Raw genomic sequence first — 22342 nt, 5'->3', positions numbered from 1 at the left:
ATCACGACCCCACTGACGGAACTGGTCGGCGTACGGCACCCCGTCGTGCAGACGGGCATGGGCTGGGTGGCCGGTCCCCGCCTGGTGTCGGCCACCGCCGACGCGGGCGCGCTCGGGATCCTCGCCTCGGCCACCATGACGACCGGGCAACTCCGTTCCGCCGTCCGCGAGGTCAAGTCCCGTACCGACGAACCCTTCGGGGTCAACCTGCGGGCGGACGCCGCGGACGCTGCCGAGCGGGTGCGGATCATCATCGAGGAGGGGGTGAAGGTCGCCTCGTTCGCGCTCGCGCCCTCCCGCGAACTGATCGCCCGGCTCAAGGACGCCGGTGTCGTCGTCATCCCGTCCATCGGCGCCCGGCGGCACGCCGAGAAGGTCGCCGCATGGGGCGCCGACGCGGTGGTGGTGCAGGGCGGGGAGGGCGGCGGGCACACCGGGAAGGTCGCCACCACCGTCCTGCTCCCCCAGGTCGTCGACGCGGTGGACATCCCGGTCGTCGCGGCCGGCGGGTTCCACGACGGCCGCGGCCTGGTCGCCGCGCTCGCCTACGGCGCCGCCGGGATCGCCATGGGCACCCGCTTCCTGCTCACCTCCGACAGCACCGTCCCCGACGCGGTCAAGGCCCGCTACCTTGCGGCCACGGTCGACGACGTCACCGTCACGACCAAGGTCGACGGCCTCCCCCACCGGATGCTGCGCACCGAGCTGGTCGACTCCCTCGAACGCTCGGGCCGGGCAACCGCCTTGCTGCGCGCCGTACGTCACGCAGCGTCCTTCAAGGGGCTGTCCGGCATGAGCTGGGCGCAACTGGTCCGCGACGGCCGGGCGATGAAGCACGGCAGGCAACTGGCGTGGAGCCAGGTCCTGCTGGCCGCCAACACCCCCATGCTGCTCAGGGCGTCGATGGTCGAGGGCCGGACCGACCTCGGCGTGATGGCCTCCGGCCAGGTCGCCGGGCTGATCGACGATCTGCCGTCCTGCGCGGAACTCGTCGACAGGATCATGACGGAGGCCCGGGCGACGCTTCGCGGACTGCCTCCGGCCGGGTAGAGCCGTGGTCCGCCGGTCCCGTCAGAGCCGTTCGACGATGGTGACGTTGGCCTGGCCGCCGCCCTCGCACATGGTCTGCAGGCCGTAGCGTCCGCCGGTGCGCTCCAGTTCGTGCAGCAACGTGGTCATGAGCTTGGTACCGGTGGCGCCCAGGGGGTGACCGAGGGCGATGGCGCCGCCGTTGACGTTGACCTTCTCCGCGTCGGCGCCGGTCTCCTTCAGCCAGGCGAGCACCACTGAGGCGAAGGCCTCGTTGATCTCCACGAGGTCGATGGCGTCGAGGGTCATCCCGGCCTTCTTCAGGGCGTACGCCGTCGCCGGGATCGGCGCGGACAGCATCCGGATGGGGTCCTCGCCGCGCACCGAGAGATGGTGTATGCGGGCGCGGGGCGTCAATCCGTGCTCCCGTACGGCTCGTTCGCTCGCGAGCAGCAGGGCGGAGGCGCCGTCGGACACCTGGGAGGAGACGGCGGCGGTCAGCCGGCCGCCTTCGACCACCGGCTTCAGGCCCGCCATCTTCTCCAGCGTGGTGTCGCGGCGGGGGCCCTCGTCGGCGGTCACGTCGCCGTAGGGAACGAGTTCGCGGTCGAAGCGGCCCTCGTCGGCGGCGCGCACGGCCCGTTGGTGGGAGCGGAGCGCGAACTCCTCCATGTCCCGGCGGGAGATGCCCCACTTCTCGGCGATCATCTCGGCGCCGGTGAACTGGTTGACCGGCCGGTCGCCGTAGCGGGCCCGCCAGCCCTCGGAGCCGGCGAAGGGGCCCTGGGTGAGCCCGAGGGGTGCGGCGGCCTGGCGGCTGGCGAAGGCGATGGGGATCATCGACATGTTCTGCACACCGCCCGCGACCACCAGGTCCTGGGTACCCGAGAGCACGGCCTGCGCTGCGAAGTGCAGGGCCTGCTGGGAGGATCCGCACTGGCGGTCCACCGTCACCCCTGGCACCTCCTCGGGCAGCCCGGCGGCCAGCCAGCAGGTGCGGGCGATGTCACCGGCCTGCGGGCCGACAGCGTCCAGGCAGCCGAAGACGACGTCCTCGACGGCGGCCGGGTCGACGCCCGAGCGCTCCATCAGCGCCGTCAGCACGTGGGCGCCGAGATCGGCCGGGTGGACGGCGGCGAGCCCGCCGCCGCGCTTGCCGACCGGCGTGCGTACGGCTTCGACGATGTATGCCTCGGCCATGGCCACTCCTTGGGGGCTCGGTGGTTGCTGCGGTGTCATTCGCGCAGGGCGATGCCCTCCAGCACCATCGACAGGTACTGGCGGGCGATCTCCTCCGGGCTGTGCTGTCCGCCCGGCCGGTACCAGGACGCGGCGACCCACACGGTGTCGCGCACGAAGCGGTAGGTGAGCCGGACGTCGAGGTCGGCGCGGAAGACCTCGGTGGCCACTCCGCGCTCCAGCGTGCCCAGCCACGCCTTCTCGAACCTGGCCTGCGAGTCGGCGAGGTAGTGGAAACGCGGCTGGTTCACCAGGTGCTTGGACTCCTTCTGGTAGATGGCGACCGCGGCACGGTGCCGGCCGATCTCCCGGAAGGACTCGGTGACAAGGGCTTCGATCGTCTCCCTGGGGCCGAGCCCGGAGGCGAGTACGGCGTCGTAGCGGTCCCACAGCTCGTTCAGGAAGGTCGAGAGGATCTGGTCGAGCATCGACTCCTTGGAGTCGAAGTGGTAGTAGAGGCTGCCCGCGAGCATCCCGGCGGCATCCGCGATCTCGCGGACGGTGGTGGCCTTGTAGCCCTGCGCGGCGAACACCTCGGCGGCGGTCGCCAGCAGTTCCTCGCGCCGCTCGGGCGAGGGGCCGGGGGCCATGGTCTTCTTGCTGCTCTTGTTCGGCACCGGATCATTCTCGCCTCAGGCGTGCTGGCTGCTGACGGACAGGACCTCGCCGGTCAGGTACGAGGAGTAGCCGCTGGCCAGGAAGACGATGACGTTGGCCACCTCCCACGGCTCGGCCCAGCGGCCGAACGCCTCGCGGGCGGTCAGTTCCGCCAGGAGTTCCGGCGTGGTGACCTTCACCAGGTGCGGGTGCATGGCGAGGCTGGGTGAGACGGCGTTGACCCGCACCCCGTACTCCGCGGCCTCGACGGCGGCGCAGCGGGTGAGGGCCATGACCCCGGCCTTGGCGGCGGCGTAGTGTGCCTGGCCCTTCTGTGCCCGCCAGCCGATCACGGAGGCGTTGTTGACGATGACGCCCCCGCTGCCCGCCGCCTTCATGCGGCGCAGCGCGGCGCGGGTGCAGCGGAAGGTGCCGCCCAGGGTGACGTCGAGGACCTTGTCCCACTGCTCGTCGGTCATCTCGACCAGGTCGGCGGTGCCGCCGAGTCCGGCGTTGTTGACGACGACGTCCAGGCGCCCGTGCCGTTCCTCGACGAGGTCGAAGAGCGCGCCGACCTGGTCCTCGTCGGTGACATCGCAGGGCAGTGCCGCGACGCGGTCCGCGCCGAACTCCGCGGCCAGCGCCGCCTCCGACTCCTTGAGCCTGCGGGCGTGGGCGTCGGAGAGCACGACGCGGGCGCCTTCCTCCAGCAGCCGGCGGGCGGTCGCGCCACCGATGCCGGCGCCCGCGGCGGCGGTGACCACGGCGGTACGGCCATGAAGGAGGGCGTGGCCGGGGACGTAGGGCGGCGGGGGCGTGGTCACGGGCGGGCCTCCTTCGGCAGGCCGAGAGCGGCTCCGGACGGCTCTCGACGACTGACGGCCCGTCAGGTTAACCTACCAAACACTTGTTAGGGAAGGAGAGCGGATGTCCGCTGCCCGCACCGCACCCACGGAGCCCCTCCGCACCAAGGAGGCGGGCGCCTGATGGACCTCGACTTCTCCGCCGCAGAGGACGCCTTCCGCGCCGAGGCCCGCGCCTGGCTCGCCGCCCATGTGCCCGGCACCCCCCTGCCGTCGCTGGAGACGACGGAGGGCTTCGCGGCCCACCGGGACTGGGAGCGCACCCTGTTCGCCGACCGCTGGTCGGTGGTCTCCTGGCCCGAGGAGTACGGTGGCCGTGCGGCCACCACCTTCGAGTGGCTGATGTTCGAGGAGGAGTACTACGCGGCCGGTGCGCCGGGCCGGGTCAGCCAGAACGGCATCAACCTCCTCGCGCCCACCCTCTTCGAGCACGGCACGCCTGAGCAGTGCGCCCGCGTCCTGCCGTCCATGGCGAGCGGCGAGGTGATCTGGGCCCAGGCCTGGTCCGAGCCGGAGTCGGGCTCCGACCTCGCCTCGCTGCGCTCCACGGCCGTACGCACGGCCGGCGGCTGGCTGCTCAGCGGCCAGAAGACCTGGTCGTCGCGGGCGGCGTTCGCCGACCGCGCCTTCGGACTGTTCCGCAGCGACCCGGACGCGGACCGGCCGCACCGGGGTCTGACGTACCTCATGTTCCCGCTGGACGCGGAGGGGGTGACGGTACGGCCCATCGGGCGGCTCGACGGCAAGCCCGCCTTCGCCGAACTCTTCCTGGACGAGGTGTTCGTGCCCGACGAGGACGTCATCGGCGAGCCCGGGCAGGGCTGGCGGGTCGCGATGAGCACGGCGGGCAACGAACGCGGGCTCACCCTGCGCAGCCCCGGCAGGTTCACCGCCGCCGCCGACCGCCTCACGGCGCTGTGGCGGTCCGCCGCGGACCCGTCCGACACCGCGCTGCGCGACCGGGTCGCCGACGCGGTGATCGGCGCCCGCGCCTACCAGCTGTTCGCCTACGCGGGCGCATCGCGGCTGGCGGCCGGAGGTTCGATCGGTGCCGAGTCGAGCCTCAACAAGGTCTTCTGGTCCGAGCTGGATCTCGCCCTGCACGAGACCGCCCTGGACCTGCTCGGCCCCTACGGCGACCTCGCCGACGACGCCGGGGACGCGCCCGCGCACGGCGGCTGGGCCGAGGGCTACGTCTTCTCGCTGGCCGGCCCCCTCTACGCGGGCACCAACGAGATCCAGCGCGACATCATCGCCGAGCGGCTACTCGGCCTGCCGAAGGGACGCCGGTGATGCGGTTCCTCCTCGACGACGAGCAGCGCGACTTCGCCCGCTCGCTGGACGCCCTGCTGACGGCGGCGGGCACCCCGGCCGTCGTCCGCTCCTGGGCGGCCGGGGAAACCGGGTCCGGACGCGCCCTGTGGACCCGGCTGGCCGAGGCCGGGGTCTTCGCGCTCGTGGTACCGGAGCAGTACGACGGCCTGGGCGCACTGCCGGTCGAACTGGTCGTCGCCTTCGTGGAGTTGGGCCGCCACGCGGTGCCGGGGCCACTGGTGGAGACGGTCGCGGCAGCGGCCCTCCTGGACCGTCTGGGTGAGGCGGTGCCGGCCGCCGCCTGGCTGCCGGGGATCGCCGTCGGCAAGGTCGTCGGCTCCCTGTGCCTGCTCTCCCCCGCCGGCCCCTACGCCCTGGACAGCCCTTACGCCCTGGACGCGAGCGCCGCCGACGCGGTGTTCGCCATCGAGGGTGACACCCTGCGCCTGGCCGAGGCGCACGGTCCCGTACAGCGCTCGCTCGACCCGGCCCGGCGGCCGGCCCGCCCGCTCGGCGGCACCGTACTGGCCCGGGGACCGGCCGTCGCCGCCGCAGCCGCGCACGCCGCCGAGGTCGCTGCGCTGGCCACAGCCGCACAGGCCCTCGGACTGGGCCGCGCCCTGCTGGACCGGACCGTCGAACACGCCCGGCAGCGCAGGCAGTTCGGGGTTGCCATCGGCTCGTTCCAGGCGGTCAAGCACCGGCTGGCCGACACGCTCATCGCCCTGGAGTTCGCCCAACCGATGGTCCACGCCGCCGCGTTGGCGCTGGGGCGGGGTGACGACGGGTTCGGACGCGAGATCGCCGCGGCGAAGGTCTCCGCCTGCGAGGCCGCGTACGCCGCGGCGCGCACCGCCCTGCACCTGCACGGCGCCCTCGGCTACACCGAGGAACCGGACCTGTCCCTGTGGATCCGCAAGGCCCGCGCACTGCGCACCTCCTGGGGCACACCGTCGGCGTGCCGGGCCCGGGTGCTGGCTCCCTGACCGGCGCCGGTCAGGGCAGCGTCCAGAACCGGACCGTGACGAGGTAGAAGACAACAGCCCAGAGGGCCACCGCCACCGCGACGACACCGAGGCCACGGAGGTTGCTCCTTACCGCCGGTTCGTCCGGCGGTGGCCGCAGCCATCGCCCGAGCAGCGGGTTCACGTAGTAGGGCATGGTCAGGAAGCTCATGATGAAACTCGACAGCAGGTTGCCCACGAGCAGGCCGATCCAGAGCCGCAAGTGCAGCGGGGACAGAGCGAGCGTCAGCAGCACGACGGTCGGGTACAGGCCGACCCAGATGGCGAGGGAGGTCCTGGTCTCGGAGGGCGGCGGCGGTGCCTCCTTGCCGTTGCCCCCGAAGGCAAACCAGCTGCCGAACGAGTTGTCGATCGTACGCAGTTTGAAGTCGCTGAACTTCTCGCCCTCGGCCAGGATCTCCTGCCGCTGGGGCGACGTCAGCCAGGCGTCGAGGTGCTCGGCGCTGTCGTAGCGGTACAGCGTGGTCCATTCCTCCTGGAGCCCCTCGATGGGGCGGAAGAGCTCGGTCCCGCGAAACCCCTCGAACTTGCCCTCCTCCTGGACCATGCGGTGCTGCCAGGCGAGGAACTCGTCGACCTGGTCCGGGTGGACGCGGTGGGTGACCACCACGGTGACCAGCGGATCCAGTGACTGCGTGCCGCTGCTGACCACCTGCTGGGTCGCCGGACCGTCGAAGTACTTGGCGCCGACGTCGAGATACGTCTGCCTGGTCGCGCTGTTGATCCACGCCTGCAGATGCGCCACCGAGTCGAACCGGTACACGACGACCCAGTCGGGTTGCAGCGGTGTCGGCGGTGAGATCTCGGCGCCGAGGAAACCGGGGTAGTAGGAGGCCGCGGTGTTGAGGTCCTTCTGCCACGACTCGAACTCGCGCTCCATCCCGGGCAGGACCTTCTGGCCGATGATCGCCGTCGCCGCGGCAGCTATGTTCTTTCCGGTGTTCATGGTGGCTCAACCTGCCGACACCGACTGCTCCGCGGGGAGTCGGCCGTAAATGCGTTCCGGAGTCAGCGGCAGCGCTCGGTAGCGGACGCCCGTGGCGTCATGCACCGCGTTCGCGAGCGCGGGGGCCACCGGGTTGATACAGCACTCGGCCATCCCCTTGGCCCGCATGGGCCCCACCGAATCCGCCGAGCCCACCAGGAGCACCTCGGTACGAGGGATGTCGGCGTAGGTGGGGATACGGTAGTTGCGGAGGTTCGGGTTGACCATGACGCCGCTGTCGTCGACGTGATGGTTCTCGGTCAGCGCGAAGCCGATTCCCTGGGCGACACCGCCCTCTATCTGCCCCCGGACCTGCTCCGGGTTGATGATCACCCCGGCGTCCGCGGCCTGCACGCTGTACAGGATCCGGATCTCGCCCGTCACGCGGTGTACGGCGACCCGGAACCCCTGCGTGTTGGAGGTGACGCTTCGGGGCGAGCCGTATGCCTTGCGTGCGGCGGTGAAGCGGATTCCACGTGTCCGGGCCAGCGCGACAAGTTCGGCCAGCGACACCCGCCGGTCCCCGCAGACGACCCCGTCGTCGTCCATCGTGCACATCACGACATGGACGCCCGTGTGCGCCGCGGCGAATTCCAGGATGCGGTCGCGCACGGCATTGGCCGCCCGCAGGACCGCGTTGCCCGCCACGAAGAGGCCCGCGCTCGCGAAGGCACCGGTGTCGAATCCCGTGCGGTCGGTGTCGGACTGCACCAGACGGATGCGCGACGGCGTCGTGCCCAGCTGGTTGGCTGCGATCTGGACATGGGCCGTGGAGGTTCCCTCCCCGAACTCGGCGGTACCGACGGCCAGTTCGTAGATGAGATCGTCGCCCAGCGTGACCCAGGCCTCGGAGAGGTGTTCCGTCGGGGGCGCGGTCTCGTGCAGGGAACTCGCCACGCCGGCTCCGACGAGCCACTCGGGGCCGGGAGGCGGCCGGTCGGCCGTACGGGCCAAGGCGTCGCCCACCAGGTCGATGCACTTGGCGAGTCCGTCCTCGGTGAAGATCACGTCGTCGGGGCCGTCGTGCAAGGCGACCAGGGGCTCACCCGGCCGCACGATGTTGCGTCGGCGCAGTTCCAGCGGGTCGAGGTGCAGGGCGCGGGCCAGTTCGTCCATCGCCGACTCCACGGCGAACGCCGGCTGCGTCATCCCGTAACCTCGCAGCGCCCCGCTCGGCACGGTGTTCGTGTAGACGGAGTACGCGTCGTACTTCTTGTTGGGGCAGCGGTAGATCATGACGGCGGCTCCGCCCGCGTACATCGTTTCGCCGCCGTGGTTGCCGTAGGCGCCCGTGTTCGACACGTTGCGCACCTGGAAGGCGGTGAGCGTTCCGTCGGCCTTCGCGCCGAGCTTGACCGTCAGGGTCATCGGATGTCGCGGCGAGGCCGTGGTGAACTCCTCCTCACGCGTGTACTCGAGACAGGTGGGCCGCCCGGTGTCCAGGGTGGCGAGCGCGACCAGGTCCTCCGAGATCACCTCCTGCTTGCCGCCGAATCCGCCGCCGACGCGCTTGCAGAACACCCTCACCTGGTCCGGGCGCAGTGCGAACAGGTGCTCCAGCTTGACCTTCGCGATCGACGGTGACTGCGAACTGGTGCGGACGTTCAGCCGGCCGTCCTCCATCCAGGCGATCGAGCCGTGGGTCTCCAGATGCGCGTGCTGCACCCGCGGTGTGAAGTACGTGCCTTCGTGGATCACGTCGGCCGCGGCGAATCCCGCGTCGACGTCGCCGATGTGCGAGTGGAGTTCGACAAGGATGTTGTGGACGGGGTCGCGGACGAACGGATCGTCGGAGCCGTGCAGCTGGGGTGCGCCGTCGGCCATCGCCGCCTCGGGGTCGAACACCGCCGGCAGCACCTCGTACTCGACCGCGAGACGCCGGCAGCCCTCCTCGGCCGCCCCGACCGTGTCGGCCAGGACCGCGGCGACGCGCTGGCCGGCGAAGCGGACCGTGTCGTCGAGGACGTAGGTGTCGTCCGGGTCGACCAGGTGGTCGGTGTGGATCGCCGTGCTGAAACGTCTGCGGGGTACGTCTTCCCAGGTGTAGACCCGGTGCACGCCGGGCGCCGCGAGGGCGGCGCTCTTGTCGATCGAGCGGATCCGGGCGTGCGCGTGGGGTGAGTGCAGCACCTTGAGGTGCAGCATGCCGTCGATCTGCGTGTCCATGGTGAACTCGGCGTGACCCGTCACCACATCGTGGCCCGCGGGCGCGCCGACGCTCGTCCCGACGGCCTTGCCCGGTGCTGCCGTCTCCACCGCGCTGACGCCCTTCACGGCGTCCTCGATCGCCCGGTAGCCGGTGCAGCGGCAGAGGTTGCCCTTCAACGCCCGTGGCAGATCCGCCTTCTGGTCCTCGGTGAAGGTCGCCGAGGTCATGATCATCCCTGCGGTGCAGAAACCGCACTGGAACCCGGGGGCGTCCTCGAACTGCCGCTGCATGGGGTGCAGGGCGCCGGGCCGTCCAAGGCCCTCGATCGTGGTCACCTCCCGGCCGTCCGCACGGAACGCGGGGGTGATGCAGCTGTGTACCGGTACGCCGTCCAGCCACACCGTGCAGGCGCCGCAGTCGCCCGCGTCGCACCCCTTCTTGACGCCGAAGTGGCCGAGTTCGCGCAGGAAGGTGCGCAGGCACTGGCCGGGGGCCGGCTCCCGGTCGAATTCCTTGCCGTTCACGAGGTAGCTCATGCCAGGTCCCCAGCCGTGAGTTCCCGGCGGATCTCCTCGGCGAAGTGCCGTGTAAGATGCCGGCGGTGGTCAGGGGTTCCGTTGGGATCGGCGAACCAGACGTCGGCCGGCACGGCGTCGATGCTCTGCCGCAGGGTTCGGACATCGGGCAGGGAGTCGAAGGCGATGCGGACCGGCCGCGTGGTGCCGGCGGTGACGGTGAGCAACAGGTCGCTCGCTCCCAGCCGTTGTGTGCCGACGAGGAACACCGTCGAACGGCCGAGCCGGGTCAGCGTGAAGCGACGGTGCGCGGTGCGTTTGCGCAGCGCGTGCTCCGGAATGGTGATGCGCCGGAGGATCTCCCCGGGGGCGAGAACGTTGCGGTGGTCGCCCGTGACGAAGTCGAGGGCGTCGACGAAGCGCACGGAGCCGTCGGGCGCCCATAGTTCGTACTGCGCCTCCAGCGCGACCGTCAACGTGATCATCGGGCCGGCGGGCAAGGACATGCAGATGTTTCCGCCGACGGTCGCCGCGTTCCAGACCTTGAACGAGGACAGGAATGCCTCACAGCTCTTCCGGAAGAGGATTCCGGCGGTCCAGTCCTTTGGCCATGGGAAGGCGTACAGCTCGCGAATTGTGCATGTGGCGCTGATCTCCAGGCCCTCGCCCGTCGGGACAAGAGGCTCCCAACGCAACGCCGTCAGGTCGATCAGCCGTCGCAGGTCCGGCTGTTCCGTGGAATAGAGCCATGTTCCGCCTGCGAGCCAGGCGTCGCCCTCGTGCCAGTCCATGCCTGGCCGTTCGGACGGTCGCCGGATTACTTCGGTGATGGTGTTCAGGTCCATGAAAACCGACCTACGGGAGAACGGACCTACAGTAGCCGCGAGGGACCGGCGGGCACACAGACACTCTTGTTGCAGCTTATCGCAGCATGCGGATGAGGGCCCGGCCGACGACAGCTGAAAGTAGCCGGTGCACCCCGGACCGTAACGGGGCGGCGGGGCCGCGCGGACGCGGTGCGGGGGAGTCCGTCCGCGCGGCTGTCCGTGCCGCAGGGTCAGCTCGTCGCGCGTACCGCTTCGCCGATCAGGTCGGCAACCTCCTTGGGCCGGGAGACGGCGACCGCGTGTGACGCGCCCTCGGCCTCGACGACGGTCGCCCCGGCTCGTTTCGCGGCGAAGCGCTGCACCTCCGGGTTGATCGCGCTGTCCGCGCCGGCCACCAGTGCCCAGGACGGCTTGGTCTTCCACGCGGCGGCGGAGGCCGTCTCCTCGAAGGCCGCGGCGGCGAGCGGGCGCTGTGCCGCCGCGAGGACCTTCGTGACCTCCGCGGGCACGTCGGCGGCGAAGACCGACGGGAAGGCCTCCTCGGCGATGGTGACCTCGACTGCGGGGTCGCTGCCCGCAACGGGATACGTCCACTGCTTGAGGTTGCTCACCAGCGGCGAGGCGGGGAAGCGGCCCTGCAGTTCGCCGAGGCTCTCCCCGTCCTCCAGGACGTAGGCGGCCACGTAGACCAACCCGACGACGTTCTCCGTGACACCGGCCACGGTGATGAGCGCACCGCCGTACGAGTGGCCGACCAGCACGACCGGACCGTCGATCTGGGACGCGACAGAGGCGACGTACGCGGCGTCGGCCGCCAGGCCCCGGAGCGGGTTCGGCGGTGCGATCACGGGGATGCCGCGGCTCTGCAGTTCCGCGATGACCCCGGACCAGCTGGCCGCGTCGGCGAACGCGCCGTGGACGAGGACGACCGTGGGCGTGGAGGTAGTCATGTCTGCGTTGGCTCCTCGGACTCAGGCGGTGTGCAGGGCCGCGTGCAGGGTGCGGACGGCCATGGTGATGGCGGCTTCGGCCGCGTGGGTCTCACGCAGGGCGTTCAGCATCACGAAGTCGTGGATGATGCCCTGGAACCGCACGGCGGTGACCGGCACGCCCGCCGCGCGGAGCTTGTTGGCGTACGCCTCGCCCTCGTCGCGCAGCACATCGGCCTCGCCGGTGATGACGAGGGCCGGGGGCAGGCCCTTGAGCTGCTCGGTGGTGGCGCGCAGCGGGGACGCGGTGATCTGGGCGCGCTCGGCCTCGTCGGTCGTGTACTGGTCCCAGAACCACTGCATGCCGTCGCGGCGCAGGAAGTAGCCGGTGGCGAACTGGTGGTAGGAGCCGGTGTCGAAGTTCGCGTCCGTGACCGGGTAGAACAGCACCTGCTGGACCAGCGGGACCCCGCCGCGCTGCTTGGCCATCAGGGTCAGCGCGGCCGTCATGTTGCCGCCGACCGAGTCGCCCGCCACGGCCAGCCGCGTGCCGTTGAGGTCCTTGGAGGCGCCCTGCTCCACGACCCACTTCGCGACGGCGAAGTTCTGCTCGATGGCGACCGGGTAGCGCGCCTCGGGTGACAGGTCGTACTCGGGGAACACGACCGCGGCGTTCGCGCCGACGGCGAGTTCGCGCACCAGGCGGTCGTGAGTGTGGGCGTTGCCGAAGACCCAGCCCGCGCCGTGGATGTACAGGATCACCGGCAGGGTGCCCTCGGCGCCGGCGGGCCTGACGATGCGGGCGCGGACGGTGCCCGTCGGACCACCGGAGACGGTGATCCACTCCTCGTCGATCGCCGGCTTCTCGATCTCGCCGGACTGCACCTCGTCGACGGCCTTGCGCCCCTCCGCCGGGGGCAGGTCGAAGAGGTAGGGCGGGTTGGCGGTCGCCTCCGCGAACGCGGCTGCCGCGGGTTCCAGCACCGGCTGGACCGGCGCGAGGGCATCAGACATGCGAATCTCCTGGAATTCGTCGGGCACGCCGGTTCTTCCGGCTCACGACCCGGATGGCAGCGCCGGGCACTCCGACGCCGCTGATCCGCACGGTAAATCCGCTGTGCGCGCGACAGTTGCCCGACAGTGCACGTCTGATGTCCCCGCAGTGCACGGCAACGGTCCCGGCCCGCCCAGCGGTCGACGACGGACGAACCCGTGCCCCGCTTCCCGCGCCGAACCCAGTGCGCTGTGAGCAATGTTCCAGTGCACGGACGGGACACACAACGGCCTCCGCCGCGCCTAGCGTGGCGGCTCGGCGGTCGCGGTTCGCCCAAGGCTCGACAGCGAACACCCGCGCCATCTCCGCATTTCCCGTCCGCCGAATTCCCATGCAGCGGACATCGAAAACGCTCATCCCGGAAGGGGTCCTGCACACGTGTCTCCAATGCCGGTCGGCGGACTGGTACCCCAGGCCACCGACGATGCCGCAGAGCTCGTCGTCCGCAACGCGAGAATCCATACGGGAGAACCGGGCCACCCGCAGGCCGAGGCGCTCGCCGTCAGGAACGGTGTCATCACGGTCGTCGGTGACGACAAGGACGTGGCCCCGCACATCGGGGCGGCCACGAAGGTGGTGGACGCGCTCGGCCGGCGGATGATCCCGGGTCTCAACGACGCGCATCTCCATGTGATTCGCGGCGGGCTCAACTACGTACTGGAGCTGCGTTGGGACGGCGTCCGCACGCTGCGCCAGGGCCTGGCGATGCTGCGGGAACAGGCCGCACGTACCCCGAAGGGCCAGTGGGTGCGGGTGGTGGGAGGCTGGTCGGCCGAGCAGTTCGCCGAACGGCGGCTGCCGACCGTCGCGGAACTGAACGCCGCCGCCCCCGACACCCCGGTGTTCGTCCTGCACCTGTACCAGTCGGCCGTCCTCAACCGGGCGGCGGTGCGGGCCGCCGGGTTCGACAAGGACACGCCCGACCCCAAGGGCGGACGGATCGTACGCGGCCGGGACGGGGAACCGACGGGCATGCTGCTGGCCGCGCCCAGCGCCCTCGTCCTCTACTCGACCCTGGCCAAGGCTCCGGTTCTGGAGGGGGAGGACAAGAGGGTTTCGACCCGTCATTTCCTCCGCGAGCTGAACAGGTTCGGTCTGACCTCGGCGATCGACGCCGCCGGCGGGTTCCAGAATTTCCCCGACAACTACAGCACCGTCGTCGAGCTGGCGAAGGCCGGTCAGTTGTCGCTGCGCATCGCCTATCACCTGTTTCCGCAGACCGCGGGCCAGGAGATAGCCGACCTCACCCGTTGGATCGACATGGCCCGGCCCGAGGACGGGGACGCATGGCTGCGCCTCAACGGTGCGGGCGAGAATCTCACGTGGGCGGCGGCGGACTTCGAGAACTTCACCCAGCCGCGCCCGGAACTCGGCGACTACGAGGCCGAGTTCGAGAAGGCGGTACGTCTTCTCATGGAGAACGGCTGGGGATTCAGGCTGCACGCGACGTACGACGAGACCATCCGCCGGGATCTCGCGGTCTTCGAGAAGCTGGCCGCGGAAGGGCTCTTCCCGGCGGGTAACCGATGGCTGTTCGACCACGCGGAGACCGTGTCCGCGGAGAGCCTCGACCGTGTGGCCGCGCTCGGTGGTGCAATGTCCGTCCAGAACCGGCTGTCCTTCCAGGGCGAGGCGTTCCTGCGCCGCTACGGCCCGGGCAGAGCCGCGGACGCCCCGCCGATCCGGGCCATGCTGGAGCGCGGGCTGACCGTGGCCGCCGGCACGGACGCCACCCGGGTGTCCACCTACAACCCCTGGGTCGCCCTGCACTGGCTGGTGAGCGGTCGCAGCGTCGGTGACGTCATGCTCCGCCCGCCGGCCAACCGTGTCGACCGGGCGACCGCGCTGAGGATGTTCACCCGCGCCGGCGCCGAACTGACCGGCGAGGAGAAGGTCAAGGGCGTCCTGCGCCCGGGCTGCTACGCGGACCTCGCGGTCCTGTCCGACGACTACTTCACCGTGCCCGAGCCCGCGATCGCGCACATCGAGTCGCTGCTCACGGTCGTCGGCGGCCGGATCGTCTACGCCGCCGGCGAGTACGAGGGGCTCGACGAGGAGCTGCCGTCCGTCACCCCCGAGTGGAGCCCGGTGGCGCACTTCGGCGGCTACCAGGCATCCCGGCCGTACCTGGCGGGCGTGCGCCAGGCGGAGTCCCTCGGTGAGGCCGTCGCCGAGTCGGAGCAGCACCGCGCGTGGCGTGTACAGCGCGGTCTGATCCCGGGCTCCGCCGACACGCCGTTCGATCCCTGCTTCGTCCTCTGAGCTCGCGGGGGCGGCCAGGTGCCGCCCCCGCCTCTCCCCGGAGGAACGTCAACAGCCACCGTCCACAAGACGGTTCTTGTCCGACGCGGACACCCGTCCGCGCCGTTACTCATGGAAAGGCATTCTCATGGTCAACATCGCCGAGGTCACCGCGTCCCCCAGCCCCGACCTGCTGACGCCCGACAACTGTGCGGTCCTGTTCGTGGACCACCAGCCGCAGATGTTCTTCGGCACCGGCAGCGGCGACCGCATCGCGATCATCAACTCCACCGTGGGCCTGGCCAAGGCCGCCAAGGTCTTCGACGTCCCCGTGGTGCTCAGCACCGTGGCCGCCGAGTCCTTCTCCGGCCCGATCATGCCGCAGCTGGGGGACGTCTTCCCCGACCAGAAGGTCATCGACCGCACCACGATGAACGCCTGGGAGGATGACGCGTTCGTCGAGGCCGTCAAGGCGACCGGCCGCAAGAAGCTGGTCATCGCCGGTCTGTGGACCGAGGTCTGCGTCGTCCTGCCCGTGCTGTCCGCCATCGCCCAGGGCTACGAGGTCTACGTGGTCAGCGACGCGTCCGGCGGCGTCAGCCCGCAGGCCCACGAACACGCCGTCCAGCGCATGATCCAGGCCGGCGCCGTCCCCGTCACCTGGGTGCAGGTCCTGCTGGAGCTCCAGCGTGACTGGGCCCGCACCGAGACGTACGTCCCGGTCACCGAGGTGGTGAAGGAGCACGCCGGCGCCTACGGCCTCGGTGTGGTCTACGCACAGGCCATGATCGACCCCCACGCCGCCGGCTGAGCCCCGCCCCAACGAAGAGAAGTCAAGGACCGAGTCAGGAACAGGCAGGAAGAGATGGATGCGGGACTGCTGGTCCTCCGGCTGGTGGCGGGACTCCTCATCGCCGGCCACGGAGTGCAGAAGGTGAGCTTCCGGCTGGGGGGCCACGGCTTGGCAGGCGGGACGGAGGAGTTCCGCCACGACGGCTTCCGCGGCGGCCGGCTGACCGCGGTCGTCGCGGGCGCCAGTCAGATCGGTGCCGGCCTGTTCCTGACCGCGGGACTGCTCACGCCCCTGGCGGCGATGGCCGCCATCGGCGTGATGACGGTCGCGGGCACCGTCAAGTGGCCCAAGGGCCTCTGGGTGCAGAACGACGGCTACGAGTACCCGCTGGTCCTCGTGGTCGTCTCCGCGGCGCTGGCCCTCACCGGGCCCGGCCGGTGGTCCCTGGACCACGCGCTGGGCGTCACTCCGTGGCCGGTGTGGGTCGCCCTCGCCGCGATCGTGCTCGGCCCCGCCAGCGGGCTGCTCACCCGCGTGGTGCTGCACCGCGAGCCCACCGCACCGGAAAGGAAGCCCCATGCGCAGGCTGCTGACTGACGCGGTCCGCACGCTGGCACCGCCGAGAGAAGACCGCCATGGCCCGCTGCCTCCCCTGATGCTGACGCTGACCGTGGTGACCGGTCTCGTCGACGCGGTGAGCTATCTGGCGCTGGGACACGTCTTCGTCGCCAACATGACGGGCAACGTGGTGTTCCTCGGTTTCGCGCTGGCGGGGGCCCCGAACCTGTCCGCGCTGGCCTCCGTCGTCGCCCTGGCGGTGTTCCTCCTCGGCGCGCTGGGCGGCGGCAGGCTGGGTACGCGGTTCGCCGCGCACCGCGGGCACCTGTTGCGGACGGCCACCGCCGCGCAGACGGTCCTGGTCGCCGTCACCGTCGCCGTCACGGCGGTCACCGGCGGCCGGGTCACCACCGGAGTCCAGTACACGCTGATCGTGTGTCTCGGGCTCGGCATGGGTCTGCAGAACGCGGTCGCCCGGCGCCTCGGCGTCCCCGACCTCACCACGACCGTACTGACTCTCACCCTCACCGGGCTGGCCGCGGACTCGACCCCGGCGGGCGGTGCGGCACCTCGGCCGGGCCGCCGGATCCTGTCCGTGTTGGCCATGCTGCTCGGCGCGTTCGTCGGCACCGAACTCCTCCTGCACGGCCATCTCGTGCTCACGCTGGGCCTTGCCCTGCTGCTCCTGGCGCTCACCTCCGTCGTCACGCACCGCCTGTCCGCCACCGACGCCGCCTGGACCCGGTCGCCGTCCTGAGGAAAGTGGCTCCTATGGTCACCAGTGACTACGCCCACCCTGTCCCCGCACCGGTCTGGACGAGCATGAGCACCGCACCGTCATCACCAGCACCCGCAGAGACCGACTCGCCGTGGGCGCCGCTTGCGGGGCGCGTCTTCCGGGCGCTGTGGATCGCCCAACTGGTCTCGAACACCGGCAGCTGGATGCAGACGGTGGGCGCCCAGTGGCTGCTGCTCGGAGACGGTGCCGCGTTGGTGACGCTGGTACAGACCGCCTCCAGCCTTCCCGTCGTGCTGCTGGCCCTGCCCTCCGGGGTGGTCGCCGACCGCTTCGACCGGCGCTCGGTGCTGCTGGCCGCGCAGTTCGCGATGCTCGCGGTGTCCGGTGTGCTGGCCGTGCTGGCGTTCACGGACGCCCTGACGCCGACGGTGCTGCTCGCCCTCACCTTCCTGCTGGGGTGCGGCACCGCGCTGATGGGCCCCGCCTGGCAGGCGATCCAGCCGGAACTGGTGGAGCGCCGCCGGCTCGGTCAGGCGGCGGCGCTGGGTGCGGTGAACATGAACCTGGCGCGCGCCGTCGGTCCGGCACTCGGCGGGGCGGTGATCGCGGCGGCGGGCGCAGGGTGGGTCTTCGCCTTCAACTCGGCCTCGTACCTGGGCACAGCGGCGGTCCTTCTGGTGTGGCGGCGCCCGCAGACGGCCGCCCCTGCGGCGGGGAACGAACGACTGCCGGCGGCCCTGCAAGCCGGCCGCCGCTACGTGTGGAACGCGCCCGGCGTGCGCCGAGTCCTCCTGCGTACGCTCCTGTTCATCCCGGGCGGCGCCGCCTTGTGGGCACTGCTTCCGCTGAGCGCGAGCCGCTCCCTCGGGCTCGGCTCGGGCGGCTACGGACTGCTGCTGGGGGCGGTGGGCGTGGGAGCGGTGGCGGGTGCGTTCGCGCTGCCTCGCCTGCGCCGGGTGCTGGGGGCCAACGGCACGCTCGCTGCCGGCGCCGTGGTGTTCGCCGGGGTGCTCGCGGCGCTGGCGACGGTCCGCACCCCGTGGCTCGTCGCGATCATTCTGATGCCCGCGGGCCTCGCCTGGATCGGGGTGCTGTCCACCCTCAACGCGGCCGTGCAGACGCGGCTCCCCGGCTGGGTCAGGGCCCGTGGGCTCGCCGTCTACCTTCTGGTCTTCCAAGGCGGTCAGGCGCTGGCGGCACCCCTGTGGGGTGCGGTGGCCGACCGGGTCGGGCTCGGCGCCTGTCTGCTGATCGCCGGCGCCGTGATGCTGCTCAGCGCCGCCAGCGTACGCCGGTGGCCGCTGCACGACGCCCAGGGGATCAACCCCTCGCCCAGCGACCACTGGCCCGCTCCTCCCCTGGTGTTCGAGCCGGGAGAGGCCGACGGCCCGGTCCTGGTCTCCGTCATCTACCGCGTCCCTGCGGACAACCACGCCGACTTCACGGACCGCATGCACCGTGTCGCCCGTTCCAGGCGCCGTACGGGGGCCCTCACCTGGGGCCTCTACCAGGACGGCAACGACCCGCAACGCTTCGTCGAGACCTACCTGGTCGCCTCCTGGGCGGAACACAGCGCCCAGCACCACGTGCGTCTTACGGCCACCGACCGCCGCCACGAGGAGCGGGCTCGTGAGCTGCTCGCCCCCGGGACCCTGCCCGAGGTGACCCATGCCTTCGACACCGTGTCGGGGCCGGTGGTACCGGATCAGGCAGGCCGGCCTGCGCCGGGGTCCGACGGCACCGGGCACGCATCGTCGTGCGGGATTTCCGGCCCATAGCCGCGTGGCCGCCCATACGGACGGCCACGCCGATGAATTCAGCTCTTTCGAGTGCGCTGCGAGCGGTCAGCCCAGTTGTGTGTCCAGCCACTGCAGGATCTCGGGCGTCACCGGGTCGGTGATGTCGGCAAACTCCGCATGCTTCTTCAGGAACTTGGCCACGTACGGGCAGACGGGCACGATCCGCTTTCCGGAGTCGCGCACGTCGGTGAGCGCCTCCCGGACCAGGATCGAGGCGAGGCCCTGACCGGCGAAGGCGTCGTCGACCTCGGTGTGGTAGAAGACGCGCTGGTCCCCGCGGTCGCGGTATGCGGTCAGTCCGGCACGCTTGCCGTCGACCAGGATTTCGTAGCGGTTCTTGCCGTCTATCCGCTCAACGGTCGGAACGGCGGAAGGCTGGGGCATGAGGTTCCTTTCAGAAAGGGGTGGTGACGCGTCCGGGGTCAGTGGCGCGGTGGATTCCTGCGCGGCGCGATGACAGCGTTCGGCAGGGCGGGGGCGGGAAGACGGTCTCCCGCATATCCTTCGACAACGCCGAAGCGATCGGAAGATTTCTGCCATTCCTCCCGGGCTTTCGCAATATCCTCATGGCTGCGCCCGATGAAATTCCACCACATGACGATTTCCTCCTCGAAGGGAGTTCCGCCGAGCAGGACCGCCCTGGCGGTACCGTCCGACTCGTTCGTCAGCGTCAACGTGCCGGAACCCGGATGGACGTAGCCCAACTCGGCGGGGCGCAGGAGGACTTCGGCCAGGCGGACATCTCCCTGGTCGATCAGGAGACCATGCTCGAAGCCGGGGTCGACGGCGAGCGTCAGCACCCCACGTGGCTGGAGCACGATCTCGGCGCCGAGCAGGGGCGTGAACGTCGGCACCGGGGAGGTGACACCGGCGAGGGAGCCGAGGAAGACCCTGATCTCGGCCCCGTCAGTCTGTACGGGCTCCGGTGCGTAGTACTGGAAGTCCCGCGCGGCGTTCCGGTGTTGTTCGGGCAGCGCCACCCACAACTGGACGCCGTGCAGCACGGTGGCGCGCGGGGTGGAGACTTCCGAGTGGCAGATGCCGTACCCGCCCGTCATGAGGTTCAGCTCGCCGGGCCGCACGAAGGCGTGACTGCCCAGGCTGTCGCGGTGCTCGATCTCCCCGCTGAACAGCCAGCTCACCGTCTGCAGGCCCGTGTGGGGATGCGGGGCGACGTCCATCCCGCCCGTCTCGGAGACATCGTCGGGGCCGTAGTGATCCGCGAAGCACCAGGCGCCGATCAAGGTCCGGGCGCGCTGCGGCAGTGTGCGCCGCACGGTCATCGCCCGCGGACCGCCCAGGGGAACATCGCGCGCGTTCAGTACGTCGACCCGCGGTGTCCCGGCCGGCTGCTCGCCGGCCGACGATCCACCGCACCGCCCTTCGATCGGCTTCGTTTCGGCGTGGCTCATCATGCTCCTCTCACCCTCCTCGATTGTTTCACATTCAACCAATCTACCTCGTCTCCGATGCGGTACGCGCCCGGCTCGGCCCGGCGGATCAGCGGAGTGCGGCCAGGGCCGGCTCCACGGCCCGGTGGAACGTCGGGTAGGTGTAGATCATGTTCTGGAGCCGCTCGACCGGCACCTCCGCGTGAACGGCGACGTTCAGCCATACAGCAGCTCGCCCCCGGCCGGTCCCGCGGAGGTCGCGCCGACCAGGACCCCCCGGTCGGCGTCCTCGACCAGCTTGATGAACCCCTCGCCACCCGGACCGTGGATCCAGCCGCGGGTCGAGGAGGTGTTGGGCACCACCGCGGTCCGCACCCGCAGGCCCCGGTCGCGGGCCTGTCGCTCGGTCAGTCCCACGGCCGCGATCTCGGGATCGGTGAAGGTGACGCGGGGCAGCGCGCGGTAGTCGGCGTCGGGGCCGGGCCGGCCCAGGATGTCGCGGACGGCGAGCTGGGCCTGGTACATCGACACATGCGTGAAGGCGCCGTGGCCAGTGATGTCACCGACCGCCCACAGTCCCGCCGCCGCCCGCATCCGGCCGTCCGTGGGCACGATACCCGCCACCGGATCCAGCCCCACCGTCTCGACGCCCAGGTCGGAGAGCTCGGCATACCGCCCGGTGGCGACGAGCAGGCGCGCGGCGCGCAGGGGTTCGGCCCGTCCTTCCAGAAGCACGCTGCACTCGGTGCCTTCATAGCCGACTCGGCGAGCGCGAACGCCGGTGAGCACGGTCACGCCGTCCGCCCGCAGGGCCTGCGCGGCGAGTTCCCCGGCTTCCGGTTCCTCCTGGGACAACAGCCGGTCCTGCCCCTCGATCAGCGTGACACGGCAGGTGAAGCGGGCGAAGACCTGGGCGACTTCCACGCCGATGGCACCTCCGCCCAGGACCAGCATCGACGTCGGCAGCTCCTTGGCCGCCATGGCGTCCCGGTTGGTCCAGTACGGCGTCGTCGCGAGGCCGCATACGGGTGGGATCCGCGGCCTGCTGCCGGTGGCCAGCACGACACCGCGGCGGGCCTCCAGGGTGCGCCCGCCGACGGTGACCCGTCGTGGCCCGGTCAGACGCCCCCTTCCACGGACCAGCCGACCCCCTCTGGCCTTCAGACGGTCGGCCGCCACCTGGTCGTTCCAGTCGTCGGTGGCTTCTTCCCGGATGCGACCGGCGACCCGGCCCCAGTCCGGGGCGACGTCCGCGTCCCCGGCGAGGGCAGGGACCCGGCGGGACTCGGCAAGCAGGTTCCCGGCCCGGATCATCATCTTGCTGGGCACGCATCCCCAGTACGGGCACTCGCCTCCGACGAGTTCCGCCTCGACGCCGACCACGTCCAGGCCGGCCTCGGCCAGCGTCCCCGCGGCGTACTCGCCGCCGGGCCCCAGGCCCACGACGACCACATCCACCTGCTCGTTCATGTTCATGTCTCTCTGCTCGTAACAGCCGTCGGGCCAACCGCCGGGCAGAGAGGCTAGGGCAGTGGCACGGCGGCCTCTGCCTGTGAGTGCACGGTTGTCGTCCCGAGAGCGAACGCCCGGCGATCGGCAGGACGCCCGGGGCGCTGTCGGGCACCTACGCGTGCACTCACGGGCAATGCCTGTGCCGGTTCAGCCCCTAGCGTCGACCGCGTATTCACCGCACGGCACCTCAGGAGGCGCGCCATGACCACCAGCTCCAAGCCCACGAGCAGTCAGCCGTGGCTGCATCAGAAGGGCCCGGTCATCCAGGAGTTCGGCACCGTCAAGCAGTTCCCCATCGCCCTGTCCTACGAGGCGCGCATGTACTCCTGCCAGCGCCTGAACAAGGTGCTGGCAGACACCCAGATCCTCTACGGCCTCTACAAGAAGCACCACTGGATCATGCGGGGCGCGACCTTCTACCAGTTGCACCTGCTCCTGGACAAGCACGCGGGAGAGCAACTGGAACTCGTCGACACCCTCGCCGAGCGCGTCCAGACCCTGGGCGGCGTCGCCGTGGGCGACCCCCGGCACGTCGCCGAGATCACCTCGATTCCGCGCCCGCCGGACGGTGTGGAGGAGGTCCCGGCCATGCTCTCGCGGTTGCTCGAGGCGCACGAGACCATCCTGACTCAGGCCCATGACGCGGCCACCCGCATCGCACAGCTGGGCGACGACGGCACCAATGACCTGCTGGTCTCACAGGTCATCCGCACCGGCGAACTCCAGGCCTGGTTCCTGGCCGAGCACCTGGTCGACACCCCGCTGGTCCGCACCTGAGCCGGG

The 22342-nt window shown here is 70.9% G+C and carries 20 protein-coding genes; 9 read left to right on the top strand and 11 right to left on the bottom strand.

All coding sequences use genetic code 11. The features are described 5' to 3' along the window. Positions 1 to 1050, top strand: coding sequence for an NAD(P)H-dependent flavin oxidoreductase (locus ACWD35_RS20075; protein WP_451352798.1), 1050 nt, complete (start codon positions 1 to 3; stop codon positions 1048 to 1050). A gap of 21 nt (positions 1051 to 1071) precedes the next feature. On the opposite strand, the gene ACWD35_RS20070 is transcribed toward ACWD35_RS20075, so the two are convergent. Genes ACWD35_RS20070 through ACWD35_RS20060 form a run of 3 tightly spaced genes read right to left on the bottom strand, consistent with a single transcriptional unit; the run spans position 1072 to position 3689 of the window. Then, positions 1072 to 2229 (bottom strand): acetyl-CoA C-acetyltransferase, encoded by a 1158-nt coding sequence (locus ACWD35_RS20070; protein ID WP_451352619.1) that lies wholly within the window; start codon positions 2227 to 2229, stop codon positions 1072 to 1074. Between the two features lie 35 nt (positions 2230 to 2264). Further along, positions 2265 to 2858 carry a TetR/AcrR family transcriptional regulator gene (locus ACWD35_RS20065; RefSeq protein ID WP_451352797.1) on the bottom strand — a complete coding sequence of 198 codons (594 nt, stop codon included), beginning with the start codon at positions 2856 to 2858 and terminating at the stop codon, positions 2265 to 2267. A gap of 42 nt (positions 2859 to 2900) precedes the next feature. After that, positions 2901 to 3689, bottom strand: coding sequence for an SDR family oxidoreductase (locus tag ACWD35_RS20060; protein ID WP_451352618.1), 789 nt, complete (start codon positions 3687 to 3689; stop codon positions 2901 to 2903). A 162-nt stretch (positions 3690 to 3851) separates the two neighbouring features. Here ACWD35_RS20060 and ACWD35_RS20055 point away from each other — a divergent pair, with 162 nt between their 5' ends. Both ACWD35_RS20055 and ACWD35_RS20050 read left to right on the top strand, forming a co-directional pair. Beyond that, a complete protein-coding gene (locus tag ACWD35_RS20055) occupies positions 3852 to 5021 on the top strand; it encodes an acyl-CoA dehydrogenase family protein (protein ID WP_451352617.1) in 1170 nt (389 codons plus the stop codon). Next, entirely contained in the window at positions 5021 to 6028 is a 1008-nt protein-coding gene (locus tag ACWD35_RS20050) for an acyl-CoA dehydrogenase family protein (RefSeq protein WP_451352616.1), read from the top strand. The genes ACWD35_RS20055 and ACWD35_RS20050 overlap by 1 nt, the downstream gene beginning before the upstream one ends. Before the next feature lie 10 nt (positions 6029 to 6038). On the opposite strand, the gene ACWD35_RS20045 is transcribed toward ACWD35_RS20050, so the two are convergent. The 5 genes from ACWD35_RS20045 to ACWD35_RS20025 all read right to left on the bottom strand — a co-directional run bounded on the left by ACWD35_RS20045 (position 6039) and on the right by ACWD35_RS20025 (position 12486). After that, positions 6039 to 7013, bottom strand: coding sequence for an antibiotic biosynthesis monooxygenase (locus tag ACWD35_RS20045; protein WP_451352615.1), 975 nt, complete (start codon positions 7011 to 7013; stop codon positions 6039 to 6041). Between the two features lie 6 nt (positions 7014 to 7019). Continuing rightward, positions 7020 to 9737: a molybdopterin-dependent oxidoreductase gene (locus ACWD35_RS20040; protein WP_451352614.1), complete on the bottom strand. Its 2718-nt coding sequence runs from the start codon at positions 9735 to 9737 to the stop codon at positions 7020 to 7022. Further along, positions 9734 to 10561, bottom strand: a complete 828-nt coding sequence (locus ACWD35_RS20035) for an FAD binding domain-containing protein (protein ID WP_451352613.1) — start codon at positions 10559 to 10561, stop codon at positions 9734 to 9736. Before ACWD35_RS20035 ends, ACWD35_RS20040 begins: the two co-directional genes overlap by 4 nt. Before the next feature lie 212 nt (positions 10562 to 10773). Then, the gene (locus tag ACWD35_RS20030) at positions 10774 to 11493 is read right to left on the bottom strand and encodes an alpha/beta fold hydrolase (protein WP_451352612.1); all 720 of its coding nucleotides are present in this window, start codon (positions 11491 to 11493) and stop codon (positions 10774 to 10776) included. 21 nt (positions 11494 to 11514) lie between these two features. Then, a complete protein-coding gene (locus ACWD35_RS20025) occupies positions 11515 to 12486 on the bottom strand; it encodes an alpha/beta hydrolase (protein ID WP_451352611.1) in 972 nt (323 codons plus the stop codon). 427 nt (positions 12487 to 12913) lie between these two features. On the opposite strand from ACWD35_RS20025, the gene ACWD35_RS20020 reads away from it, so the two are divergent. From ACWD35_RS20020 to ACWD35_RS20000, 5 genes are all read left to right on the top strand, one after another. After that, positions 12914 to 14788 carry an amidohydrolase gene (locus ACWD35_RS20020; protein WP_451352796.1) on the top strand — a complete coding sequence of 625 codons (1875 nt, stop codon included), beginning with the start codon at positions 12914 to 12916 and terminating at the stop codon, positions 14786 to 14788. Between the two features lie 127 nt (positions 14789 to 14915). After that, entirely contained in the window at positions 14916 to 15578 is a 663-nt protein-coding gene (locus ACWD35_RS20015) for a hydrolase (RefSeq protein WP_451352610.1), read from the top strand. A gap of 54 nt (positions 15579 to 15632) precedes the next feature. Continuing rightward, positions 15633 to 16157, top strand: coding sequence for a DoxX family protein (locus tag ACWD35_RS20010; protein ID WP_451352609.1), 525 nt, complete (start codon positions 15633 to 15635; stop codon positions 16155 to 16157). Next, positions 16138 to 16875, top strand: coding sequence for a YoaK family protein (locus ACWD35_RS20005; RefSeq protein WP_451352608.1), 738 nt, complete (start codon positions 16138 to 16140; stop codon positions 16873 to 16875). The genes ACWD35_RS20010 and ACWD35_RS20005 overlap by 20 nt, the downstream gene beginning before the upstream one ends. Positions 16876 to 16889: 14 nt before the next feature. After that, on the top strand, positions 16890 to 18635 hold the full coding sequence (locus ACWD35_RS20000) for an MFS transporter (RefSeq protein ID WP_451352607.1): 1746 nt from the start codon (positions 16890 to 16892) through the stop codon (positions 18633 to 18635). 66 nt (positions 18636 to 18701) lie between these two features. Here ACWD35_RS20000 and ACWD35_RS19995 read toward each other — a convergent pair whose 3' ends face one another. From ACWD35_RS19995 to ACWD35_RS19985, 3 genes are all read right to left on the bottom strand, one after another. Further along, the gene (locus tag ACWD35_RS19995) at positions 18702 to 19040 is read right to left on the bottom strand and encodes a GNAT family N-acetyltransferase (RefSeq protein WP_451352606.1); all 339 of its coding nucleotides are present in this window, start codon (positions 19038 to 19040) and stop codon (positions 18702 to 18704) included. Between the two features lie 38 nt (positions 19041 to 19078). Continuing rightward, positions 19079 to 20068 (bottom strand): pirin family protein, encoded by a 990-nt coding sequence (locus ACWD35_RS19990; RefSeq protein ID WP_451352605.1) that lies wholly within the window; start codon positions 20066 to 20068, stop codon positions 19079 to 19081. 195 nt (positions 20069 to 20263) lie between these two features. Continuing rightward, positions 20264 to 21523, bottom strand: coding sequence for a dihydrolipoyl dehydrogenase family protein (locus ACWD35_RS19985; RefSeq protein ID WP_451352604.1), 1260 nt, complete (start codon positions 21521 to 21523; stop codon positions 20264 to 20266). Positions 21524 to 21760: 237 nt separating this feature from the next. Between ACWD35_RS19985 and ACWD35_RS19980 the strand changes: the two genes are divergently transcribed. After that, the gene (locus tag ACWD35_RS19980; RefSeq protein WP_451352603.1) at positions 21761 to 22336 is read left to right on the top strand and encodes a Dps family protein; all 576 of its coding nucleotides are present in this window, start codon (positions 21761 to 21763) and stop codon (positions 22334 to 22336) included. Positions 22337 to 22342 lie beyond the last annotated feature (6 nt).

Source organism: Streptomyces sp. NPDC002671 (assembly GCF_053592475.1).
Note: the sequence above shows the minus strand (reverse complement) of the source record. Positions and strands in the feature narration are given on the sequence as shown.